General features: G+C 49.3%; 16 protein-coding genes. All 16 read left to right on the top strand.

The window, feature by feature from the left end; all coding sequences use genetic code 11:
* Positions 1-5 precede the first annotated feature (5 nt).
* Positions 6-1,727 carry a GspE/PulE family protein gene (locus GEOB_RS13110; RefSeq protein ID WP_012647722.1) on the top strand — a complete coding sequence of 574 codons (1,722 nt, stop codon included), beginning with the start codon at positions 6-8 and terminating at the stop codon, positions 1,725-1,727.
* Between the two features lie 22 nt (positions 1,728-1,749).
* Positions 1,750-2,676 (top strand): type IV pilus biogenesis protein PilM, encoded by a 927-nt coding sequence (gene pilM / locus GEOB_RS13115; protein WP_041267149.1) that lies wholly within the window; start codon positions 1,750-1,752, stop codon positions 2,674-2,676.
* On the top strand, positions 2,676-3,215 hold the full coding sequence (locus GEOB_RS13120; RefSeq protein ID WP_012647724.1) for a PilN domain-containing protein: 540 nt from the start codon (positions 2,676-2,678) through the stop codon (positions 3,213-3,215). Before pilM ends, GEOB_RS13120 begins: the two co-directional genes overlap by 1 nt.
* Entirely contained in the window at positions 3,212-3,763 is a 552-nt protein-coding gene (gene pilO / locus GEOB_RS13125; protein ID WP_012647725.1) for a type 4a pilus biogenesis protein PilO, read from the top strand. The genes GEOB_RS13120 and pilO overlap by 4 nt, the downstream gene beginning before the upstream one ends.
* Positions 3,760-4,392 (top strand): hypothetical protein, encoded by a 633-nt coding sequence (locus tag GEOB_RS13130; RefSeq protein WP_012647726.1) that lies wholly within the window; start codon positions 3,760-3,762, stop codon positions 4,390-4,392. Before pilO ends, GEOB_RS13130 begins: the two co-directional genes overlap by 4 nt.
* Before the next feature lie 27 nt (positions 4,393-4,419).
* A complete protein-coding gene (locus tag GEOB_RS13135; protein WP_012647727.1) occupies positions 4,420-6,837 on the top strand; it encodes a secretin N-terminal domain-containing protein in 2,418 nt (805 codons plus the stop codon).
* 9 nt (positions 6,838-6,846) lie between these two features.
* Positions 6,847-7,350 (top strand): type II secretion system protein, encoded by a 504-nt coding sequence (locus GEOB_RS13140; protein WP_012647728.1) that lies wholly within the window; start codon positions 6,847-6,849, stop codon positions 7,348-7,350.
* Complete coding sequence (locus tag GEOB_RS13145) at positions 7,350-7,784, top strand: type IV pilin protein (RefSeq protein WP_012647729.1); 435 nt, start codon at positions 7,350-7,352, stop codon at positions 7,782-7,784. The genes GEOB_RS13140 and GEOB_RS13145 overlap by 1 nt, the downstream gene beginning before the upstream one ends.
* Before the next feature lie 44 nt (positions 7,785-7,828).
* On the top strand, positions 7,829-8,503 hold the full coding sequence (gene ftsE, locus GEOB_RS13150) for a cell division ATP-binding protein FtsE (RefSeq protein ID WP_012647730.1): 675 nt from the start codon (positions 7,829-7,831) through the stop codon (positions 8,501-8,503).
* Positions 8,487-9,434, top strand: a complete 948-nt coding sequence (gene ftsX / locus GEOB_RS13155; RefSeq protein WP_012647731.1) for a permease-like cell division protein FtsX — start codon at positions 8,487-8,489, stop codon at positions 9,432-9,434. Before ftsE ends, ftsX begins: the two co-directional genes overlap by 17 nt.
* Positions 9,435-9,506: 72 nt before the next feature.
* Complete coding sequence (locus GEOB_RS13160; RefSeq protein ID WP_230198941.1) at positions 9,507-10,616, top strand: murein hydrolase activator EnvC family protein; 1,110 nt, start codon at positions 9,507-9,509, stop codon at positions 10,614-10,616.
* 86 nt (positions 10,617-10,702) lie between these two features.
* Positions 10,703-12,007: a S41 family peptidase gene (locus tag GEOB_RS13165; protein WP_407638387.1), complete on the top strand. Its 1,305-nt coding sequence runs from the start codon at positions 10,703-10,705 to the stop codon at positions 12,005-12,007.
* Between the two features lie 484 nt (positions 12,008-12,491).
* Positions 12,492-12,950: a hypothetical protein gene (locus tag GEOB_RS19390; RefSeq protein WP_049764376.1), complete on the top strand. Its 459-nt coding sequence runs from the start codon at positions 12,492-12,494 to the stop codon at positions 12,948-12,950.
* Between the two features lie 52 nt (positions 12,951-13,002).
* A complete protein-coding gene (locus GEOB_RS13175; protein ID WP_012647735.1) occupies positions 13,003-14,322 on the top strand; it encodes a cohesin domain-containing protein in 1,320 nt (439 codons plus the stop codon).
* Positions 14,323-14,541: 219 nt separating this feature from the next.
* Entirely contained in the window at positions 14,542-17,085 is a 2,544-nt protein-coding gene (locus tag GEOB_RS13180) for a bifunctional aconitate hydratase 2/2-methylisocitrate dehydratase (RefSeq protein WP_012647736.1), read from the top strand.
* A gap of 236 nt (positions 17,086-17,321) precedes the next feature.
* On the top strand, positions 17,322-17,726 hold the full coding sequence (locus GEOB_RS13185; RefSeq protein WP_230198942.1) for a hypothetical protein: 405 nt from the start codon (positions 17,322-17,324) through the stop codon (positions 17,724-17,726).
* Positions 17,727-17,737: the final 11 nt, after the last annotated feature.

Raw genomic sequence — 17,737 nt, forward strand, 5'->3', positions numbered from 1 at the left:
GGAACATGAACAAAACATTCAAAAGGAAAAAGCTCGGAGACATTCTGGTCGACAACCAGACTATTACTCCGGAACAACTTACTTTTGTCATTGATAAACTGAAAAGCACCAGTGAGCGCTTTGGGGCCATCTGCCTCAATGAGGGGTTGATTACCGATGCCGATCTGGCTCGGGCTTTGGCTGAGCAGTTTGGCCTGGAATATATTGACCTGCAGGATTTCAAGCACGACGAGACTGTTCTTGAATTACTTCCTCCCGATGCAATGCAGCGTTTTCATTTTGTACCGCTTGAACTGCTCGGGGATGCTCTGGTAGTAGCCATTTCAGATCCCACTGATGTTCTTAAGCTCGATGAGATGGAGTTACTGCTCGATAGGCCTGTAATTCTGAAAATTGCTCCTGAGTCACAGATTCTGATCTTGTTAAAAAAAGGAGAAGGAGCAAGAAGCGTCCTTAAGGAAGTCTCTGAAGATTTCATGCTCCAGTTGGTGACCGAGACGGAAAAAGGGGAAGAAGTCCTGTCGGTGGAAAAAATTTCAGCCGATACCAGCCCCATTATCAAGCTGGTTAACTCAACGATCCTTGATGCCTTAAACCGCCGTACCAGCGATATTCATATAGAGACCACCCAGGAAGGGGTCATCATCAAGTACCGCATCGACGGGGTGTTATACAAAGCGACAGAACCTATCGATTTGCACTTTCAGGGGCCGATCATTTCCCGCCTCAAGGTCATGAGCGAGCTTGACATCTCAGAACGCCGCATCCCCCAGGATGGCAGATTCAAGGTCCGGATCAATGGCAAATCAATAGATTTTCGTGTATCCATCATGCCCAGTGCTTTCGGCGAGGACGCCGTAATAAGGATTCTTGACAAGGAAAGCATTGCAACGGATCTCAAGGGGCTCACCCTTGAGACACTGGGCATGGACAGCAGGGAGATAAAACGGTTTCGCAAGATGATCAAGGAACCGTACGGGATGGTGCTGGTAACGGGGCCTACCGGTTCGGGGAAAACTACGACCCTTTATGGCGCCCTCACTGAGATCCATTCAGGCGAAGAAAAAATCATTACCATAGAAGATCCGGTTGAATATGTTCTTCGTGGCATTGTTCAGATCCCGGTAAATGAAAAGAAAGGCCTCACTTTCGCACGGGGGCTTCGTTCCATTCTTCGCCACGACCCCGACAAGATAATGGTAGGCGAAATAAGGGATCCTGAAACTGCTCAAATCGCCGTCCAGTCGGCTCTTACTGGCCATCTTGTATTTACTACCGTTCATGCAAACAACGTCTTTGACGTGATCGGGCGTTTCACCCACATGGGGATCGATCCCTACAACTTTGTCGCCTGTCTCAACTGTGTCATGGCACAACGCCTTGTACGAAAGATCTGTCCGAAGTGCAAGTATCCAGTAGTCATTCCCGATGAAAAGCTGATAGAGTCAGCCATAGACCCGGAAAGATGCCGAAATGTCACATTTTACGAGGCCAAGGGCTGCGACGATTGCAATGGTACCGGTTATCGGGGAAGGTCGGCCATTGTAGAGCTTCTGGATCTCAATGATGAAATACGGGAACTTATAATAGCCAAGGCTTCGGCAATTCAGCTGAAAAAGGCTGCCAAAGAGGCGGGAACCGTTTTTTTGCGTGAGTCTGCCGTGGAAAAAGTACTTGCAGGTGATACCACATTACGGGAAATAAACCGCGTCACCTTTGTTGAATAAATAGAACGTTCGGGTCCACATCATGTTTTTTTCAAAAAAAGCCATAGGAGTTGAAGTGTCAGGGGAGGCCATCAAAATGGCCGTTGTAGACGGAAGTCGTAATTCCTTAAGCCTTGCAGCTTACAATGCGACTCCTATTCCCCATGATCTTCTGAAGTTCGGCATGAAGGAGCAGAATGTTCTCAATCCTTCTGCTTTTGTTGGCATTATCCGAGATGCCTATCTCAGACTCCTGACAAAAGAAACAGTCATTTCCCTGTCTTTGCCAGAAACCACAGGACGAGTCATGCTTGTCGATATTGAGACCCGTTTTAAAAGCAAGGAAGAAGGGAAAGAAATCATCCGCTGGAAGCTCAAAAAGAATTTCTCCTTCAATTTAAGCGAGACTCACCTGGATTATCAGTTGCTCGAAGAAAAAGATGACGGTGCAATGTCTCTTCTTGTGTCTATCATAGCCAAACCGGTGATTACACAATTTGAAGAACTCTTTCTTCAGGCCGGGCTTGAACCCAAATTTATAGATTTTACAGGCTTCAATGTTTACAGGCTATTTTCAAATCGTTTGTCGGTAACAGAAAATGTTACTTTCTTTACTTTCCATTGCGGCATTTTCACCATGATGGTTTTTTATGGCGAGGTACTTGTCTTTTATCGCTCCAAAGACCTCTCACCAGGTATTTTCGAGCCTAACCGACTATATCGGGAGATCAACAACTCACAGCTGGTGTTCAAGGATAAATTCCCCGGTTTTTCTGCCAATGAGGTCTTTTGTTTTGCTGCCGGCGAAGACGCCGAATCTTTTAGTGGTGTAGTCAGTGATGCAATAGGGGCGGAACCGATTTTGCTCGACGTGAGCCGCGTGATTTCCAGCCAAAGCGGAGTCGCCACAGATCGAAGATTGCTGCAATCTCTGGCTGGTGCTTTAGGTGCCGCAGTGAGGGATTTCTGATGCAGTTTACTACTAATCTTGCAACCAGAAGCTATATCAATCTTCGTCAGCTGCATCTGATTATTGCCATTACGGCAATTCTTCTCATACTGTGGCTTGTTTTTAACATCAGGGAAATATTCTTCAATCTTGGTGAGACCAAACGCCTTGAGACGCAAATCATATCCCTGGACAGGAAAATTAAGGGTGATTCAAAAGGTGTACCCGCAAAAGAATATGAAACGGTGCTGGCTGAAATCCGCTTTGCCAATTCGATTATTGAAAAGAAAAGCTTGAACTGGCTTAATTTTCTGGAACAGCTCGAATCGGTAGTCCCGGAAGGGGTTACTCTTAGTACTGTAGAACCTGATGTGGAGAAACGCACCCTTAAACTGACCGGCTACGGTAAAACCTTTACCGATTTGCGGCGCTTTTTTGAAGTTCTTTCCTCTTCAGCATATTTCAAGAACGTTTTCCTGGAAAATCAATCGGCAATCAAGGTAGGACAGAATCAGAAAGGGGTAAGTTTCACCATTACCTGCACGGTAATATACAAATGAATCTCAAACTTTTAAAAGAGACGCTAATAGCCAAGAAGCGCTTGGTTTTACCGATAATTTTTTTATTGTTCATCAACATTGTTTCCTTCGTTTATCTTACTTTCTATCAGGAACCACGGGTTGCATCACTGCAAAGCAGTTGGTTTGAAAAACGGCAGAAGAGCAGCCAGATGAGTGTGCTTGACGCTGCCACCATCTATGCCCAAGGGAAGAGAGACCTGCAGACGTGGCACTCAAGAATCCTTTCCAAGAATGATTTTGCACGCATGCTGGGCGAGCTTTTTGAAACTGCGAGCAACAATAGTCTGGTCGTAAACAATGTTACGTACAAACCGACCAGCATGAAAGAGCAAGGACTTCTTGCCTATACCATCGATTTTTCCGTTTCCGGTAATTATGCCGGGATGAAAAGCTTCATTTCCGACTTGATGCGCTCCCGGCAGATAATTTTATTGGACAATCTGTCCCTTGCCAATGCCAGCCAGACAAAAGAGGACGTGCAACTCAAATTGAAACTGATCACCTATTTCCGGATGGAGGGGCCATGAACAGGAAAAAACTGACCCTCGCCATTCTGGTGCTTTTGCTCATCCTGTCCATAATTTACAGTGTTTTCAGCCAACCCAGACAAAAAAAGGCCGGGACGCTCAAATATCCAGGCAAAGGTGCCACCGTCAGCCAAACTGGCTCCAAAGCATTCTCCAGCTCCACTTCCGCCAGGATAGATGACAAAAAGCTTCAGCTGCAATTACTGGACAAAGAGTATCCAAAGTTTGCCGGTTTTAGACGTAATATTTTTGCTCCCATTTTTCACGAGGATGTTAAACCGGAAAGCAGGCCCACCGGCAGAATCAATTTGCCGATACCGCCGCCTCCACCTGTAAGGCCTGCCCCACCTGTGGCGCCTCCTGCCATGCAGATGCCCGAGCAGACTCCGGTGCAGCGAGACATGGCCAGGTTTACCTTTCTTGGTTTTTTGAAAAAGGACAACAGTAAGACGATCTTTCTCTCCAGCGACAAGGAGATTTTTCTCGTGAAAAAAGGGGACACCATTGCCGGTAAATATGAGGTTGCCAATCTTACCGAAGATGCGCTGACCATTCACCCGCTGTCAGGTGGTGGGGAGATAGTTATCCCTCTGATCGAGAACAAATCTCTGGCTGCACCGAAACGCTGAAAAGACTGCCCATAAGGAGTTTCAATAATGCATCCCTTAAAACACCTGCTTGTCTTGATATTTGGTCTGGCTATTCTTTCCGGCTGTGCCGGCGGTCGCTCCGCGTTCAGCAATGCTGAAAAGCTGGAGCGGGAAGGGCGTCTTGACGAAGCCGTCCTCAAATATGGAGAAGTCGCAGGCGCCAACCCGGATGTGGTGGAATATCGGTCCAGGTTTCTTTCGGTAAGTGCAGCAGCCGCCCAAAAGCATCTGAAGAAGGGGGAGGAGTTCCTGGCGGCCCAAAATTATGACGATGCCCTGCGCGAATTCCAAACCGCCTATGCCCTGGACCCTTCCCTTCAGCAGGCCCAGCAGCAGAGCGAGCTGGTGATCCGCTTGAGGAATTCCCACGTTTATCAGAAAGAAGGGTCGGAGTTCGAGAAAAACCGGAAGCCCAAAGAGGCGATTCGCTCGTATCAGAAAGCATTGGAGTTCAACAGTAACAACACCGAGGCCAGGAACGCGGTTGATCGCCTGGTAAAAAGTAAAAAGCCGAAGATGGACGGGTACGAACTGAATCTCAAATCTAACAAGCCCCTTACCCTCAAATTCAAGGATGCCAAGATCAAAGAGGTTTTCAACATTATCTCGCAACTTTCCGGTATCAATTTCGTCTTTGACGAAGGGGTGAAAGACCAGAATTTTTCCATCTATCTGGAAAACGCAACCTTTCAGCAGGCTCTCGACATTATCTGTGGCGTGAACAAGCTGGGTAAGAAAGTCCTCAATGAAAACACCATCATCGTTTATACCAAAAGCCCGGAAAAAACGAAGCAGTATGAAGAGTTGATCGTCCAGACCTTTTACCTCAACAAGCTTGACGCCAAAAAAGCGGTAAACCTGATCCGCACCATGCTGCAGGTGAAGAAAATTTACGTCAACGAAGAGATGAACGCCCTGGTCATCCGGGATACCCCTGAAGTCATCGAAGTGGCGCAGAAAATTCTCGATGCCAATGACGTGCCCGATGCGGAAGTAGTGCTTGAAGTTGAGGTGCTCGAATTCACCAAGAGCAACGCTGAGAGCTTCGGTCTGGCTCTGAGCAGGTACGCGGTTTCCACTGCCGCTGCCAAGGTGGGCGCTTCCACATTTTTGTCCGATGTGCTGGTACAGCCCACATCCACATCATCTACGACCACCTCGACTACCACCAGCAGCGACAATCTGCTCAGCCTTTTTCGCTGGCGCGGGTTTAATGGCTTTCTGACGGTGCCCAATGCCACCTTCAATTTCGGCAAGACCCTGTCCAACAGCGAAACCTTGGCCAATCCCAAGATACGGGTAAAGAACCGGGAGAAGGCCAAGTTCAACGTGGGCACCCGTGTGCCGATTACCACCACATCCACCAATGGCACGAGCATCGGTGTCAACGTCAACGTTCAGTACGTGGATGTGGGGGTCAAGGTGAACGCCGAACCGACCATCCAGCTGAATAACGAGGTTTCCATCAAACTGAGCCTGGAGGTCAGCACCATCCTCAGCAAGGATAAGATCGGCGATGCCAGTTCGCTTACCACCGTCGTCACCATCGGTACCCGCAACCTGGATACCGTCTTGAGCTTGAAGGATGGAGAAACCAGCATTATTGGTGGACTGATCCAGGATGATAAAAGCAAGAGCAAACAGAAAGTCATGGTTCTGGGCGACATCCCTATCATAGGACCTTTGCTTTCAAATAACGACAATACTAACAGGAAATCAGAGCTGGTGCTGGCAATCACCCCCCGGGTGGTTCGGTCTGTTACCGTGCCGGAAGGGGATGCTGCCGGATTCTGGTCGGGCAGGGAAGATGAACCATCCCTGTCCAAGCCCTATTCATCCTTTGTTCAGGAGCAGGAACTTGTTCCTGCCGTGCAAACCACGCCGCTTCCACCGGCCGAAGCACCGATAAAACCCGAAACCGAGCCGAAGGCTGCCCCTTCTGTCCAGCCTCCACCACCAGTTCCCGCACAACCAGAGCCCCCCGCTGCTGCCGAACCGCAATCGCCGGCTCCCAAGGTTACTGTCAATCTGGCTGCCCCTGCTTCGGTAGAGCTTAATAGTCAGTTCAGCGTCGAGATCAAGGTTGCCAATGCGACCAATCTTATCAACGCGCCCTTCACCTTTGCCTATGATCCGATCTTTCTTGAACTGATCAGGCTAACAGAGGGCCCCTTCATGAAGAAAGACGGTAAGCCTACCACATTCCGCCCAACCATAGACAAAGTAACCGGGCAGGTGGCAATCAGCCTTTCCCGACCGGTGGAGGTAGGGGGGGTAACCGGCAGCGGGACACTGGCAATCGCCACCTTCAGGGCAAAAAATCAGGGGCCGGCAAGTATGGGATTTCTTGATACCAATCTGACTGCCGTCGGCGGGAAGCCTGTAGATGCCCTCTCTTATAGTGCCGTCGTTGAAGTGAAATAGAATTTAAACGTGAAAACGATCAGAAATAACAGCGGCGTAAGCCTGGTTGAGCTTGTTGTGACCTTGGTCATTCTTTCCATTCTGGCCGCAATAATTCTGCCGTCGGCGCAGATGACGGCACGACGTACCAAGGAACTGGAGCTGAAGAGAAACCTGAGGGTGATCCGCACGGCCATAGATGATTTCAGGAAGAAATACGATGATGCTGTTAAGGAAAACAAGATCCCTTCGGTCCAGAACAAGTCCGGTTACCCTGAGACCCTGCAACAGCTGGTGGAGGGCTATGATTTCGGTGGGTTGGTTAACTACAAGATGAAGTTTCTACGCAGGATTCCCCGAGACCCTTTCAATCCGACCAAACCGGGTGAGGACGTCAAGGAAGAGGACCTCTGGGGACTTCGCTCCTACGCGGACAAGCCTGACAGCACAAGCTGGGGAGGGGAAGACGTTTATGATGTCTATTCTCTTAGTGAAGAGACTGCCATCGATGGTACCAAATACAAGGATTGGTGATGAAAATATCCGTATCTGACAAGTCGCCGCAGATGATCAGGCCATGGGCCAACAAAAAAGCATTCACCCTCATAGAGTTGTTGATAGTCATGACCATTGTTGGTATCCTTGCCTCCATAGCCGTTCCCAACTACAGATGGGGAATAATCAAGGCAAAGGAAGCGGTGTTGCGGGAGGACCTCTACAACCTGCGCACCACCATTGACAATTTCTATGCAGATCAAGGAAAATACCCTGACACCCTCCAGGAGCTGGTGGATAAAAAATACCTGCGTGATTTGCCGAAAGACCCTTTTACCAACGATAAAGAAACCTGGAAAGTTGTGCCTCCACCTGCCGGAGGTGAGGGAGAAGAAATCAAAGGCTCCGTGTACGATGTCCATAGCGGCTCCGATCTCATCGGTACCAATGGCATATCCTACAACGAGTGGTGAGGTTCTTGCCGGTAGTTGCTTATGATAACAATGAGGCGTGATAAATGATCCAGTTGCATAACGTATCCCTTGCCTATCAAAACGATATGGCTGCTCTCAACAATGTCAGTCTAAAGGTCCCCAAAGGGGATTTTATTTTTTTAACCGGCCAATCAGGAGCTGGTAAATCGACCCTCTTGAAACTGCTCTATGGGGCGCTGGATCCTACTCAAGGGCAGGTTGTCATTGACGGGCAGAATATCTCTCGACTCTCCCGCTCCCAGATTCCCCACCTGAGAAGAAAAATTGGCGTCGTTTTCCAGGATTTCAAGCTGCTGCCTCAAAGAACGGTTCTTGAGAATGTGGCCGTCACCCTGGAAGTCTTGGGTTGGGGGAAAAAAGACATCGGCAAGAAGGTCTACCACATTCTGAAACAGATGGGGTTGGAGCATAAAATCAACAGCAATCCATTGAGGCTTTCAGGTGGGGAGCAGCAAAGGGTTGCCCTGGCCCGTGCACTGGTAAACGACCCTAAAATTCTCTTGGCCGATGAACCTACGGGAAATTTGGACGAAGAAAACAAGGAACAGATTCTTTCCATTTTCAAGGAAGCAAACATCAGGGGAACAACAGTTGTTGTCGCAACCCATGATCGGCGTGCCATTGAAAACTCCCATCGAAGATTGGTGGTTCTGGAAAAAGGGCGCATCGTGGAGGACTCAAATGTCATCGCGGAATAGACCGACAAAAAGGCCGAAGCTGGATGGGGATGGCTCTTTTGGCAGGCTTGGCTACTTCTTTTCCAGGGCTGTTGCCAATTTAAGGCAGAATATTCTTGTCAGTGCTCTCACTGTCGGTACGATCTCACTCTCACTGTTGATTATTGCCCTTTTTTTGCTCGTATATGTGAATCTTGAGAAAGTGGCGGAAACCTGGAGCGAAAAGGTTCAGTTGACTGCCTTCTTTGAGAAAGAGCTTACCGCTGAGGAGCTCTCTGCCTTCAAAGATCGAATTGCCTCCCTTGGCGGCACTGAAAAAATTGTTTATGTCTCAAAAAACGAAGCGATGAAAAGGTTCCGCGACAGGCTCAAAGGACAGGAAACGTTTCTGGAAGGGGTTGTCCCGGATGTCTTGCCTGCAGCCATTGAAATAAGTCTCAACAAGGCCAGCAGAAACAGCGAAGCTGTCGATTCCTATGCTTCCCGCCTGAAAAACATCCCCGGTATCACTGAGGTCCAGTACGGCGAGGAATGGGTAAGGCGGTTCAACACCTTTCTCAACTTCATGCGCCTGATCGGCGCTTTGGTGGGGGGATTTCTCGTTCTTGCCGGGCTCTTCATAGTTTCAAATACCATTAAACTGACTATTTATGCACGAAAAGACGAGCTCGAGGTGCTGGGGCTGGTTGGAGCAACACGGTTTTTCATAAAAGCTCCTTTTCTAATAGAAGGGATAATCCAGGGCGCAGCAGGAGGACTTGTTGCACTTGTGACGCTTGCCGCCTGTTATTTCGGGTTTCTGCATAATGCTGGAAACTTCCTGTCATTTAATGTAACCACAGCAGGTCTATCATTTTTGCCCTTATCCCATCTGATTGCCATCTTTGCAGGGGGAGTCTTTGTAGGGTTTATCGGGAGTCTCACTTCCCTTAAGCGTTTCATCGCCATTTAAAAAATGCACCTTCTAACGTTAACCATCTTGGTCCTTATTTACCTGTTGCTTCCATTTCAGTGTCTGGCTGATGTGAAGGACGATCTGCAAGGTATTAACAGGGAAATCAACCAGAAAAAATCCCTCCTTAACAAGACGAAAAAGGTTGAGACAAAGGTTTCGGGTGAATTGCAACAGATCGAGAAAAACCTTCAGGAAAAAGAGACCAATCTTCTGTCTCTCGGACGTGATCTCCGTGGCGTGGAGAATAATCTGGGCCGTATCAAAGGGCAGATAGAATCGGTGGAAGCGGAAGCTTTTCGGAAAAAACAGCAGATCAACAGTCGGATTTCCGCCCTATACAAAGCAGGCGATGCCGGAAATATTCGCATATTCTTTTCTTCCGGCTCCTTTTCACAGATGATGGAAAACCTGCGTTACATGAAGGCGGTTCTGGAGAATGACAGAAAACTTTTTACCGATTACCAGGCTAAAATGGAACAACTGAGACTGCTGAAAACGGAGCTTGAGCACGATCAGGCGAACAAAGAAAGAATCCGAAGCAAAATGGAGGCGAAGAGACTTGAGATTGCAGAGGAGAAAAAGATAAAGACCGGCCTGCTTCTTAAAGTCAGAGAAGACAAACAGGGTTACATTGTCTCTTTAAAAAAACTGCAGGCCAATGCAAAAAGGCTGCAATCAATGGTTGAAAGGCTTGAAGCAAGGAGTAGAAAGGGTTATACTGTTCGAAAAAACAAGGCGGTAACTGGTGCAGAACGTTACGTCTCCATTCCCGATAAGGGTTTGGGCGCACAAAAGGGTAAATTGTCATTACCGGTAAAAGGCAGTGTTACAGCCCAGTTCGGCAGACACAAACATCCCCAGTTCAACTCCTATACCGTTAACAACGGCATATCCATCAATGCTCCCGTCGGCACGCAGATACATGCCATTTATGATGGGCAGGTCATATTTGCCGATTACTTCAAGGGGTACGGAAATATGATCATTGTCGATCACGGTGGTGGATTCTTCAGCCTCTACGCGCACGCATCGTCCATCAACAAGAGAGTGGGCGCTACCGTGGCCAAAAACGACGTTGTGGCCAGTGTCGGAGATTCGGATTCAAGCAATGGGTCGATGCTGTATTTTGAAATACGATATCAGGGGAAGCCGGTTGATCCTTCCCCGTGGTTCAGGTAAAAGCAGGGCGAGTTGCATGAAGCTAATCAGAAATATAAACAATAGTTGCGGGAGGAAAGATGTTGAAAAGCGGTAAGAGCAGGAAAATGCTGACCATTGCCACAGTTGTCACCATTGTGGTGGTATTCTTTGGCATAGGAATTCAGCGTCGCTGTGCAGCTCAAGGAGGAAACGACTATGAATCCATCGAGCTCTTCACGGATGTCCTTTCCATAGTCAAGAAAAGTTATGTGGAAGATGTGGACACGAAAAAGCTCATCTATGGAGCTATCAATGGCATGCTGTCATCTCTGGATCCCCATAGTTCCTTCATGCCTCCTGATACTTATAAAGAGATGAAGATCGATACCAAAGGCTCCTTCGGTGGACTGGGGATCGAGATAACCATCAAGGACGGCATCTTGACCGTAATTTCGCCTATTGAAGACACCCCGGCATTCAAAGCGGGAATCAAGGCCGGCGATCAGATCCTGAAGATCGACGACAAGTTCACCAAGGACCTGACCATAACGGATGCGGTCAAACGCATGAGAGGACCCAAGGGAACAAAGGTTACCATTTCCATCTTCCGGGAGGGGCTCGACAAGCCGAAAGATTTCACCCTTGAGCGCGACATAATTCAGGTTAAAAGCGTCAAGTTCAAGACCCTGGATGACGGCTATGGATATGTGAGAATCTCCCAGTTCCAGGAAAAAACAGATGACGACCTGGAGAAAGCGCTGAAGACCTTGCGTGAGGAAAACGGCGGGAACCTGCGTGGCCTGGTTCTTGACTTGCGCAACGACCCGGGCGGCCTTCTGGACCAGGCGGTCAAAGTGTCCGAACATTTTATTGATGAAGGCAAGCTGATAGTCTACACGGAAGGGCGTGAAAAGGACTCGAAGATGAGGTTCACCTCCCGGAAGGGGGGTAAGGAGCAGAACTATCCAATCGTGGTGCTGATCAACAGCGGCAGTGCGAGCGCTTCAGAAATTGTTGCAGGGGCATTGCAGGACCATAAACGGGCAGTGGTAATGGGCACTCAGAGCTTCGGCAAAGGATCGGTACAGACTATAATTCCCCTTTCAGACAACTCAGGGCTCAGGCTCACCACGGCCAGATATTTCACTCCGAGCGGCCGCTCCATCCAAGCCAAAGGAATAACTCCCGACATCGTTGCAGAGCGGATCGAACTTTCTGCAGTGGAAAAGAAAGAGGGCATGCACATCAGGGAAAAAGATCTTGATAATCATTTCGAGGTCGAAAGCAAGGAAGCGACCGAAGATAAAAAACCCATGAAGATATCTACCAATAAAATGGACGAACAGATGAAATCCGATTCCCAATTGTTGAGAGCACTTGATTTACTCAAAGGATGGGACATACTAAAATTGATGAATAAATCTTCATGACAATATCGGCTGGAGGGTATTCCCCTCCAGCAGGAGGCATTACAACATTCCAGTTAAAATACGATTGAAAGGAGTAATTATGCGAAAAAAAGCACTAGTTTTTCTCCTTCTGGGTGTCTTTCTGGCTGTTGTTCTTTCAGCTTGCGGTGGGGGTGGGGGCGATGCTTCCGCTCCTACCCCTACTCCCGCTCCAACCCCAAGTCCTAGCCCTAGTCCCAGCCCCAGTCCCAGTCCTAGTCCCAGTCCTAGTCCTAGTCCTAGTCCTAGCCCCGGTCCTGCTGTAACTGCTTCCAAAGGTATCGGCCTTGCGAACAATGCCGACACTATTACCATAACAACCACCTTTACGGGAACTGTTCCGGCGGATGGTACAGTTGTCAATTTCTCGGTCACTCCTGCGACTGCAATACTGGGAAACACTACTGCAACTACGACTAACGGTGTTGCAACGACAACAGTCAAATCTGCAACGGCCGGAGCAGTTGTGATTACTGCTGTCTCTGGCGCCGCAACGGCTAACACTACTGTTAAATTTATAGCCCAACCGACCGCCATGGATGTTTTCATTGCTTTAAACCCAGCTGTAAGCGGGCTGGCAAGTCTGCAATTTTCTCTGGTCAACGGTTCAGGAGCAACTTTCAGCTCTGGTTCCGAGAGTGCCGTCAATGGGGCGACAGGGTCCCTTATTGTTGCCAACCAGGCTTCCGGCAGTGACACCACGGTGATTGCCCTGATCAGCGCCGCCGGTTTCAATACCGGGACTACGCCCATCATCAAACTTTCCTATGGTATAACTTCGGGTCTGCCGGGCATGCAGGTGAGTTCTTCAGGGATTTCGGCGACCAGGCTGGCCAATCCAGCTGATCCGTTGAGTGGTGTGCCCTTGGCTCTTACTCCGCAGAATTTCGTAGTCACCATCAAATATAACACAGACACGTTTTGAAACTGACTGAAGGGGCCTTTTCGCCCCTTCAGTATTAAAGGAGAAGCTTTACATGAAATTATTTGATTCTGTAGTGATGTTTATGCTTAGTCTCTTTTTCGCTGCATCCGCTTTCGCCGCTGCAAATGTGTCAATGGTCTCAGATGACGGCAAATCATGGACTCTGCAGGCAAGCGATTTCGAAAACATTAGCGGAATTGATCTCACCATCACCTACGACCCTTCCATCCTCAGCAATCCCAATGTCACGCAGGGCTCCTTTGTTGCCGGCTCAATGATGGTTCCTAATGCTGATGTCGCAGGAGTTGTTCGTATCGGGATTGTTACAGCCAAGCCCCTGACCGGCTCCGGGCCGATAGCTACAGTGACTTTTCAACGTAAGGCCAGCGGTTCAGCCAAGCTCAAGCTTGCAGCGAAAATTGTCAACAAAGATCTTGCTCCTACACCGGTAATTCCCGTGAGCCCCACGGATTCAGAGGCAGAAGCTACCGATACTTCTTCAGGCAGAAAAGCCAACCAGCAAGTACAGACGCCTCAACAATCTGGAAATCAGTCACAATCTAACGGCTCATCCACAGTTGTAGTTGGAGGTCATGTCACCCTGCCGTCCGACATGACAGCGTCAACCGAGGAGAAAAAAGCTCAGCAGACAACGCCCGAATACAGGGAAGAGCAGCAACGCGAAGCACCTTCCGTTCACAGACCAACGTCTGCACCTGAGGCTAAGCAGGAGGCGGAGGCAAAAGCATCTGCGCTCAAGATCGAGCCACCAGAGAATATCCTTGGTCGGTTCAACGGATACAAGGGGGAGATGACAAGCAAGGCTTTGATCCAGTTGTTCGCCGTGGATGAAAAGGCCACAGTTAAACAGGACCCGCCCATACTTTTGGCTGATGGCAAGGCAAATCTCAAATTAACCGTACGAAACCCGCAAGGTAAACATGCTCCCAATTTTGCACTGAAGAAGGCCAAGCTGGTGAGTCTGAAGGTAGCTTCCAACAACACCTGGGTTGTGGTGGCCAAGCCTGAAAAAGGGGTATATGACGCATCCATAACCATGCTTGTTGATGATACCGCAGTTGAAATGCCCTTGACTGTTGCGCCAAAGGTAGACATTGACCTTGACAAATCCGGGAAGATCGATGACAACGACTTCAAGATCTTCCTTAAGGACCGCGGCAGCAACAAAGCGCCTAAACATGACCTGGATAAGGATGGTCGCCGTAACCATATTGATGATTATATATTTACCGCCAACTTTCTCGTGCTCAATCAAATAGCAAACGAAAAACCAATGGCAGGCAAGGTTCCGGTGGAAACCAAACAGAAGTCTGATACTGTCCGGGGGAGCAGTAAACCCCAGGCAAAATAAAAATTTATCTTTTATATGAAAGAAGTGCCTTTTTAAGGTCGGCTTGTTTTTCCGAAAGCCGGCCTTTTTTGTCCATTGGACAACATTTCAATAATTGACAAAACAGCTTAAAAATTGTATACAGTATGCCATTTGATCGTCGGCATCTGCAGTGTTCTTAAGAGTTTCTACGTATTGTCTGTAAAAAAGACGACAATAAAATAACCGGAGGATTGAAAAATGATCGAAGCCTATCTGGCCCATGAAGCCGAACGTAAAGCGCAAGGCATTCCTGCGTTGCCGCTGAATCCTGAGCAGACAACAGGGTTGTGCAAGTTGCTGGAAAACCCGCCCGCAGGCAAGGAAGAATTTCTCCTCAACCTCCTGAAAGAGCGTGTTTCTCCTGGTGTTGATCCTGCAGCAGAAGTTAAAGCGGCCTTTCTGGCAGAGATTGTCAAAGGTTCCAAGAAATCCCCGCTGGTGAGCCGCAAGGAAGCAGTGCAGATACTGGGTACCATGATGGGTGGGTACAACGTCACTCCTCTCATCGAAGCCCTTGGCGATGCAGAGCTTGCTGACGTAGCCGCAACTGCTCTCTCGGGCATGACTCTCGTTTACGACGGCTTTGACAAGGTGGTTGCACTTTCCAAATCCAATGCTGCGGCCAAAAAAGTACTCGAGTCCTGGGCCAATGCGGAGTGGTTCACCAAGCGTCCGGGGGTTCCCGAGACCATAAAGGTCAAGGTTTTCAAGGTGGAAGGGGAGATCAATACCGACGACTTTTCTCCTGCCGGTGATGCCTGGAGCCGTCCCGATATCCCGCTCCATGCTCTGGCAATGGGCAAGACCCGCTTTCCGAACCGCCTTAAGGACATCGCCGCATGGCGTGCTGCCGGCAATCAGGTAGCCTTCATCGGCGACGTCGTCGGTACCGGTTCTTCCCGTAAATCCGCCTGTAACTCCGTCCTTTGGCACATCGGTAACGATATTCCTGCTGTCCCCAATAAGAAGACCGGCGGTGTCATCATCGGCGGCGTCATCGCTCCGATTTTTTTCAATACCGCCCAGGATTCCGGGGCACTGCCTCTGAAAGCAGATGTAACCAAGATGAATGACGGTGACGTCATAACCATAAACACCAAAAAAGGTGAGATTTCAAACGAGAAGGGTGAAGTTATCTCCACCTTCAAAATTGCACCCAATACCCTGGCTGATGAATTCCGTGCCGGTGGTCGCATTCCTCTGATCATCGGTCGTGCTGTTACCGATAAAGCCCGTGCCGCCCTCGGCCTTGGCGCTACCGATATCTTTACCCTTCCTGTTAATCCCGAGCCCAAGGCTGGCCAGGGCTACTCCCTGGCACAGAAGATGGTTGGCAAGGCCTGTGGCGTTACCGGAGTTCTTCCGGGAACAGCCTGCGAGCCAAAGATGACAACGGTCGGCTCCCAGGACACAACCGGACCTATGACCGCCGACGAACTGAAGGAACTAGCCTGTCTCAAGTTCCTCTCACCCATGTTCATGCAGTCTTTCTGTCACACTGCCGCCTATCCCAAGCCTGCTGACGTTAAGATGCACAAGAACCTGCCCAATTTCATCACCGACCGCTGCGGCGTGCCCCTCAAGCCGGGCGACGGGGTCATCCATTCCTGGCTGAACCGCCTGCTTCTTCCTGATACTGTCGGTACCGGCGGTGATTCACATACCCGTTTCCCGATCGGCATCAGTTTCCCGGCCGGTTCCGGTCTGGTGGCATTTGCCGGCGCCATGGGCTTCATGCCGCTTGATATGCCAGAGTCTGTGCTGGTGCGGTTCAAGGGCAAGCTGAACCCAGGCATAACCCTGCGCGATGCGGTCAATGCCATTCCCTACTGGGCCATAAAGCAGGGCAAACTCACTGTGCCGAAGAAAAACAAGATCAATATCTTCAATGGCCGTATTCTTGAGATGGAAGGTTTGCCTGAATTGACCGTTGAACAAGCTTTCGAGCTTACTGATGCTGCTGCCGAAAGAAGCGCCGCGGCAGGCTGCATCCAGCTCTCCAAAGAGTCTGTTGCAACCTATCTCCGTTCCAACGTGGCACTGATGAAAAAGATGATCAAGGATGGCTATCAGGACGCAAAGACGCTGCAGAACCGGATTGATGCTGTCAATGCCTGGTTGGCCAAGCCCGAGCTGCTTGAAGCTGACAAAAATGCCGTTGAGACCGGTGCCTATGCCGATGTAATCGAGATCGATCTGGCCCAGATCACCGAGCCGATCCTGGCTTGCCCCAATGATCCCGATGATGTCAAGCTTCTCTCCGAAGTGGCTGGTACGCCGATTCAGGATGTGTTCCTCGGTTCCTGTATGACCAACATCGGTCATTTCCGTGCAGCTGCTGAGATATGGCGCGGACTGAAGTTTAACCCCAATGTTCGTACCTGGATCTGTCCTCCTACCCGGATGGATCAAGCTCAGCTCAAAGACGAAGCTTACTTCTCGGTCTACAGCGCCTTTGGCGCCCGGATTGAGATAGCCGGCTGTTCCCTCTGCATGGGTAACCAGGCTCGCGTTCCCGATGGAGTCAATATGTTCTCCACCTCGACACGCAATTTCGATGACAGGATCGGGGATGGCGCCAAGGTATTCCTGGGCTCCGCCGAACTTGGTGCGGTAGCTGCCACAATGGGTAAACTGCCTACCGTTGCAGAGTTCATGGCTGCCTACAAGGAAAAGGTTGAGCCTAAGAAAGATGTAATTTACAAGTACCTGCAGTTTGATGAGATGCCTGAATACAAATAGTCACTCTGCATAATAAGCCACAAAAAACCCTTCGCCTGAATTTCGGTCGAAGGGTTTTTTTGTAGGTGTTGCGAGTGGTTCGGAAGAAATGTCAACTGAGTAAAGGGTGCTATAATAATGATAAACAAATAATGTAGAGGAGGATTGAAATGCTTTCTGATACCTATCGTATTTCCATTAATGCTCAAGCGGACACTGTCTGGAACTTGCTGCCAAGCTTGCTGGAGAGGCCAGATATGTATATTCACAAAATAGATTCGATGAAAACGATCGAAAAATCCCAGGATATCCTTGTCCGGGAGATGTCGTGGCGAGGAACGCTGTTCAGGGAAACGGCAACCTTTGACTCAAACAGCAGGAGTATCAGGCATGTGTTGCAGGAACATCCCCTTTACCAGGGAAGGTATGGCACCAGTATCGTGCCGACTTCTGTTCAGAACCCCATGTCACCTGTGGAACTTCAGATTTACCTGGAGCTGGAGCGAAGATCGTTCAAGGTAGAAAGAATGGTGCAGACTGAAGCAGAGCTGGCTGCAGACATAGAAAAGGTGCTGAAGTCTTTAAAAGTAATGGCTGAGGAACGGGAACATGAACTGGAGGGTAGGGGGCAACACCTCAGCGAGGGTGTGACACATCGTTGAGGTGTTGTTTT

Origin of the sequence: Geotalea daltonii FRC-32, assembly GCF_000022265.1 — a bacterium.
Taxonomy (GTDB): Bacteria; Desulfobacterota; Desulfuromonadia; order Geobacterales; family Geobacteraceae; genus Geotalea; species Geotalea daltonii.

Coding starts and splice junctions, on each gene's coding strand:
- GEOB_RS13110 (WP_012647722.1), top strand. CDS start 6: ATGAACAAAACATTCAAAAGGAAAAAGCTCGGAGACATTCTGGTCGAC.
- pilM (WP_041267149.1), top strand. CDS start 1,750: ATGTTTTTTTCAAAAAAAGCCATAGGAGTTGAAGTGTCAGGGGAGGCC.
- GEOB_RS13120 (WP_012647724.1), top strand. CDS start 2,676: ATGCAGTTTACTACTAATCTTGCAACCAGAAGCTATATCAATCTTCGT.
- pilO (WP_012647725.1), top strand. CDS start 3,212: ATGAATCTCAAACTTTTAAAAGAGACGCTAATAGCCAAGAAGCGCTTG.
- GEOB_RS13130 (WP_012647726.1), top strand. CDS start 3,760: ATGAACAGGAAAAAACTGACCCTCGCCATTCTGGTGCTTTTGCTCATC.
- GEOB_RS13135 (WP_012647727.1), top strand. CDS start 4,420: ATGCATCCCTTAAAACACCTGCTTGTCTTGATATTTGGTCTGGCTATT.
- GEOB_RS13145 (WP_012647729.1), top strand. CDS start 7,350: ATGAAAATATCCGTATCTGACAAGTCGCCGCAGATGATCAGGCCATGG.
- ftsE (WP_012647730.1), top strand. CDS start 7,829: ATGATCCAGTTGCATAACGTATCCCTTGCCTATCAAAACGATATGGCT.
- ftsX (WP_012647731.1), top strand. CDS start 8,487: ATGTCATCGCGGAATAGACCGACAAAAAGGCCGAAGCTGGATGGGGAT.
- GEOB_RS13165 (WP_407638387.1), top strand. CDS start 10,703: ATGCTGACCATTGCCACAGTTGTCACCATTGTGGTGGTATTCTTTGGC.
- GEOB_RS13175 (WP_012647735.1), top strand. CDS start 13,003: ATGAAATTATTTGATTCTGTAGTGATGTTTATGCTTAGTCTCTTTTTC.
- GEOB_RS13180 (WP_012647736.1), top strand. CDS start 14,542: ATGATCGAAGCCTATCTGGCCCATGAAGCCGAACGTAAAGCGCAAGGC.
- GEOB_RS13185 (WP_230198942.1), top strand. CDS start 17,322: ATGTATATTCACAAAATAGATTCGATGAAAACGATCGAAAAATCCCAG.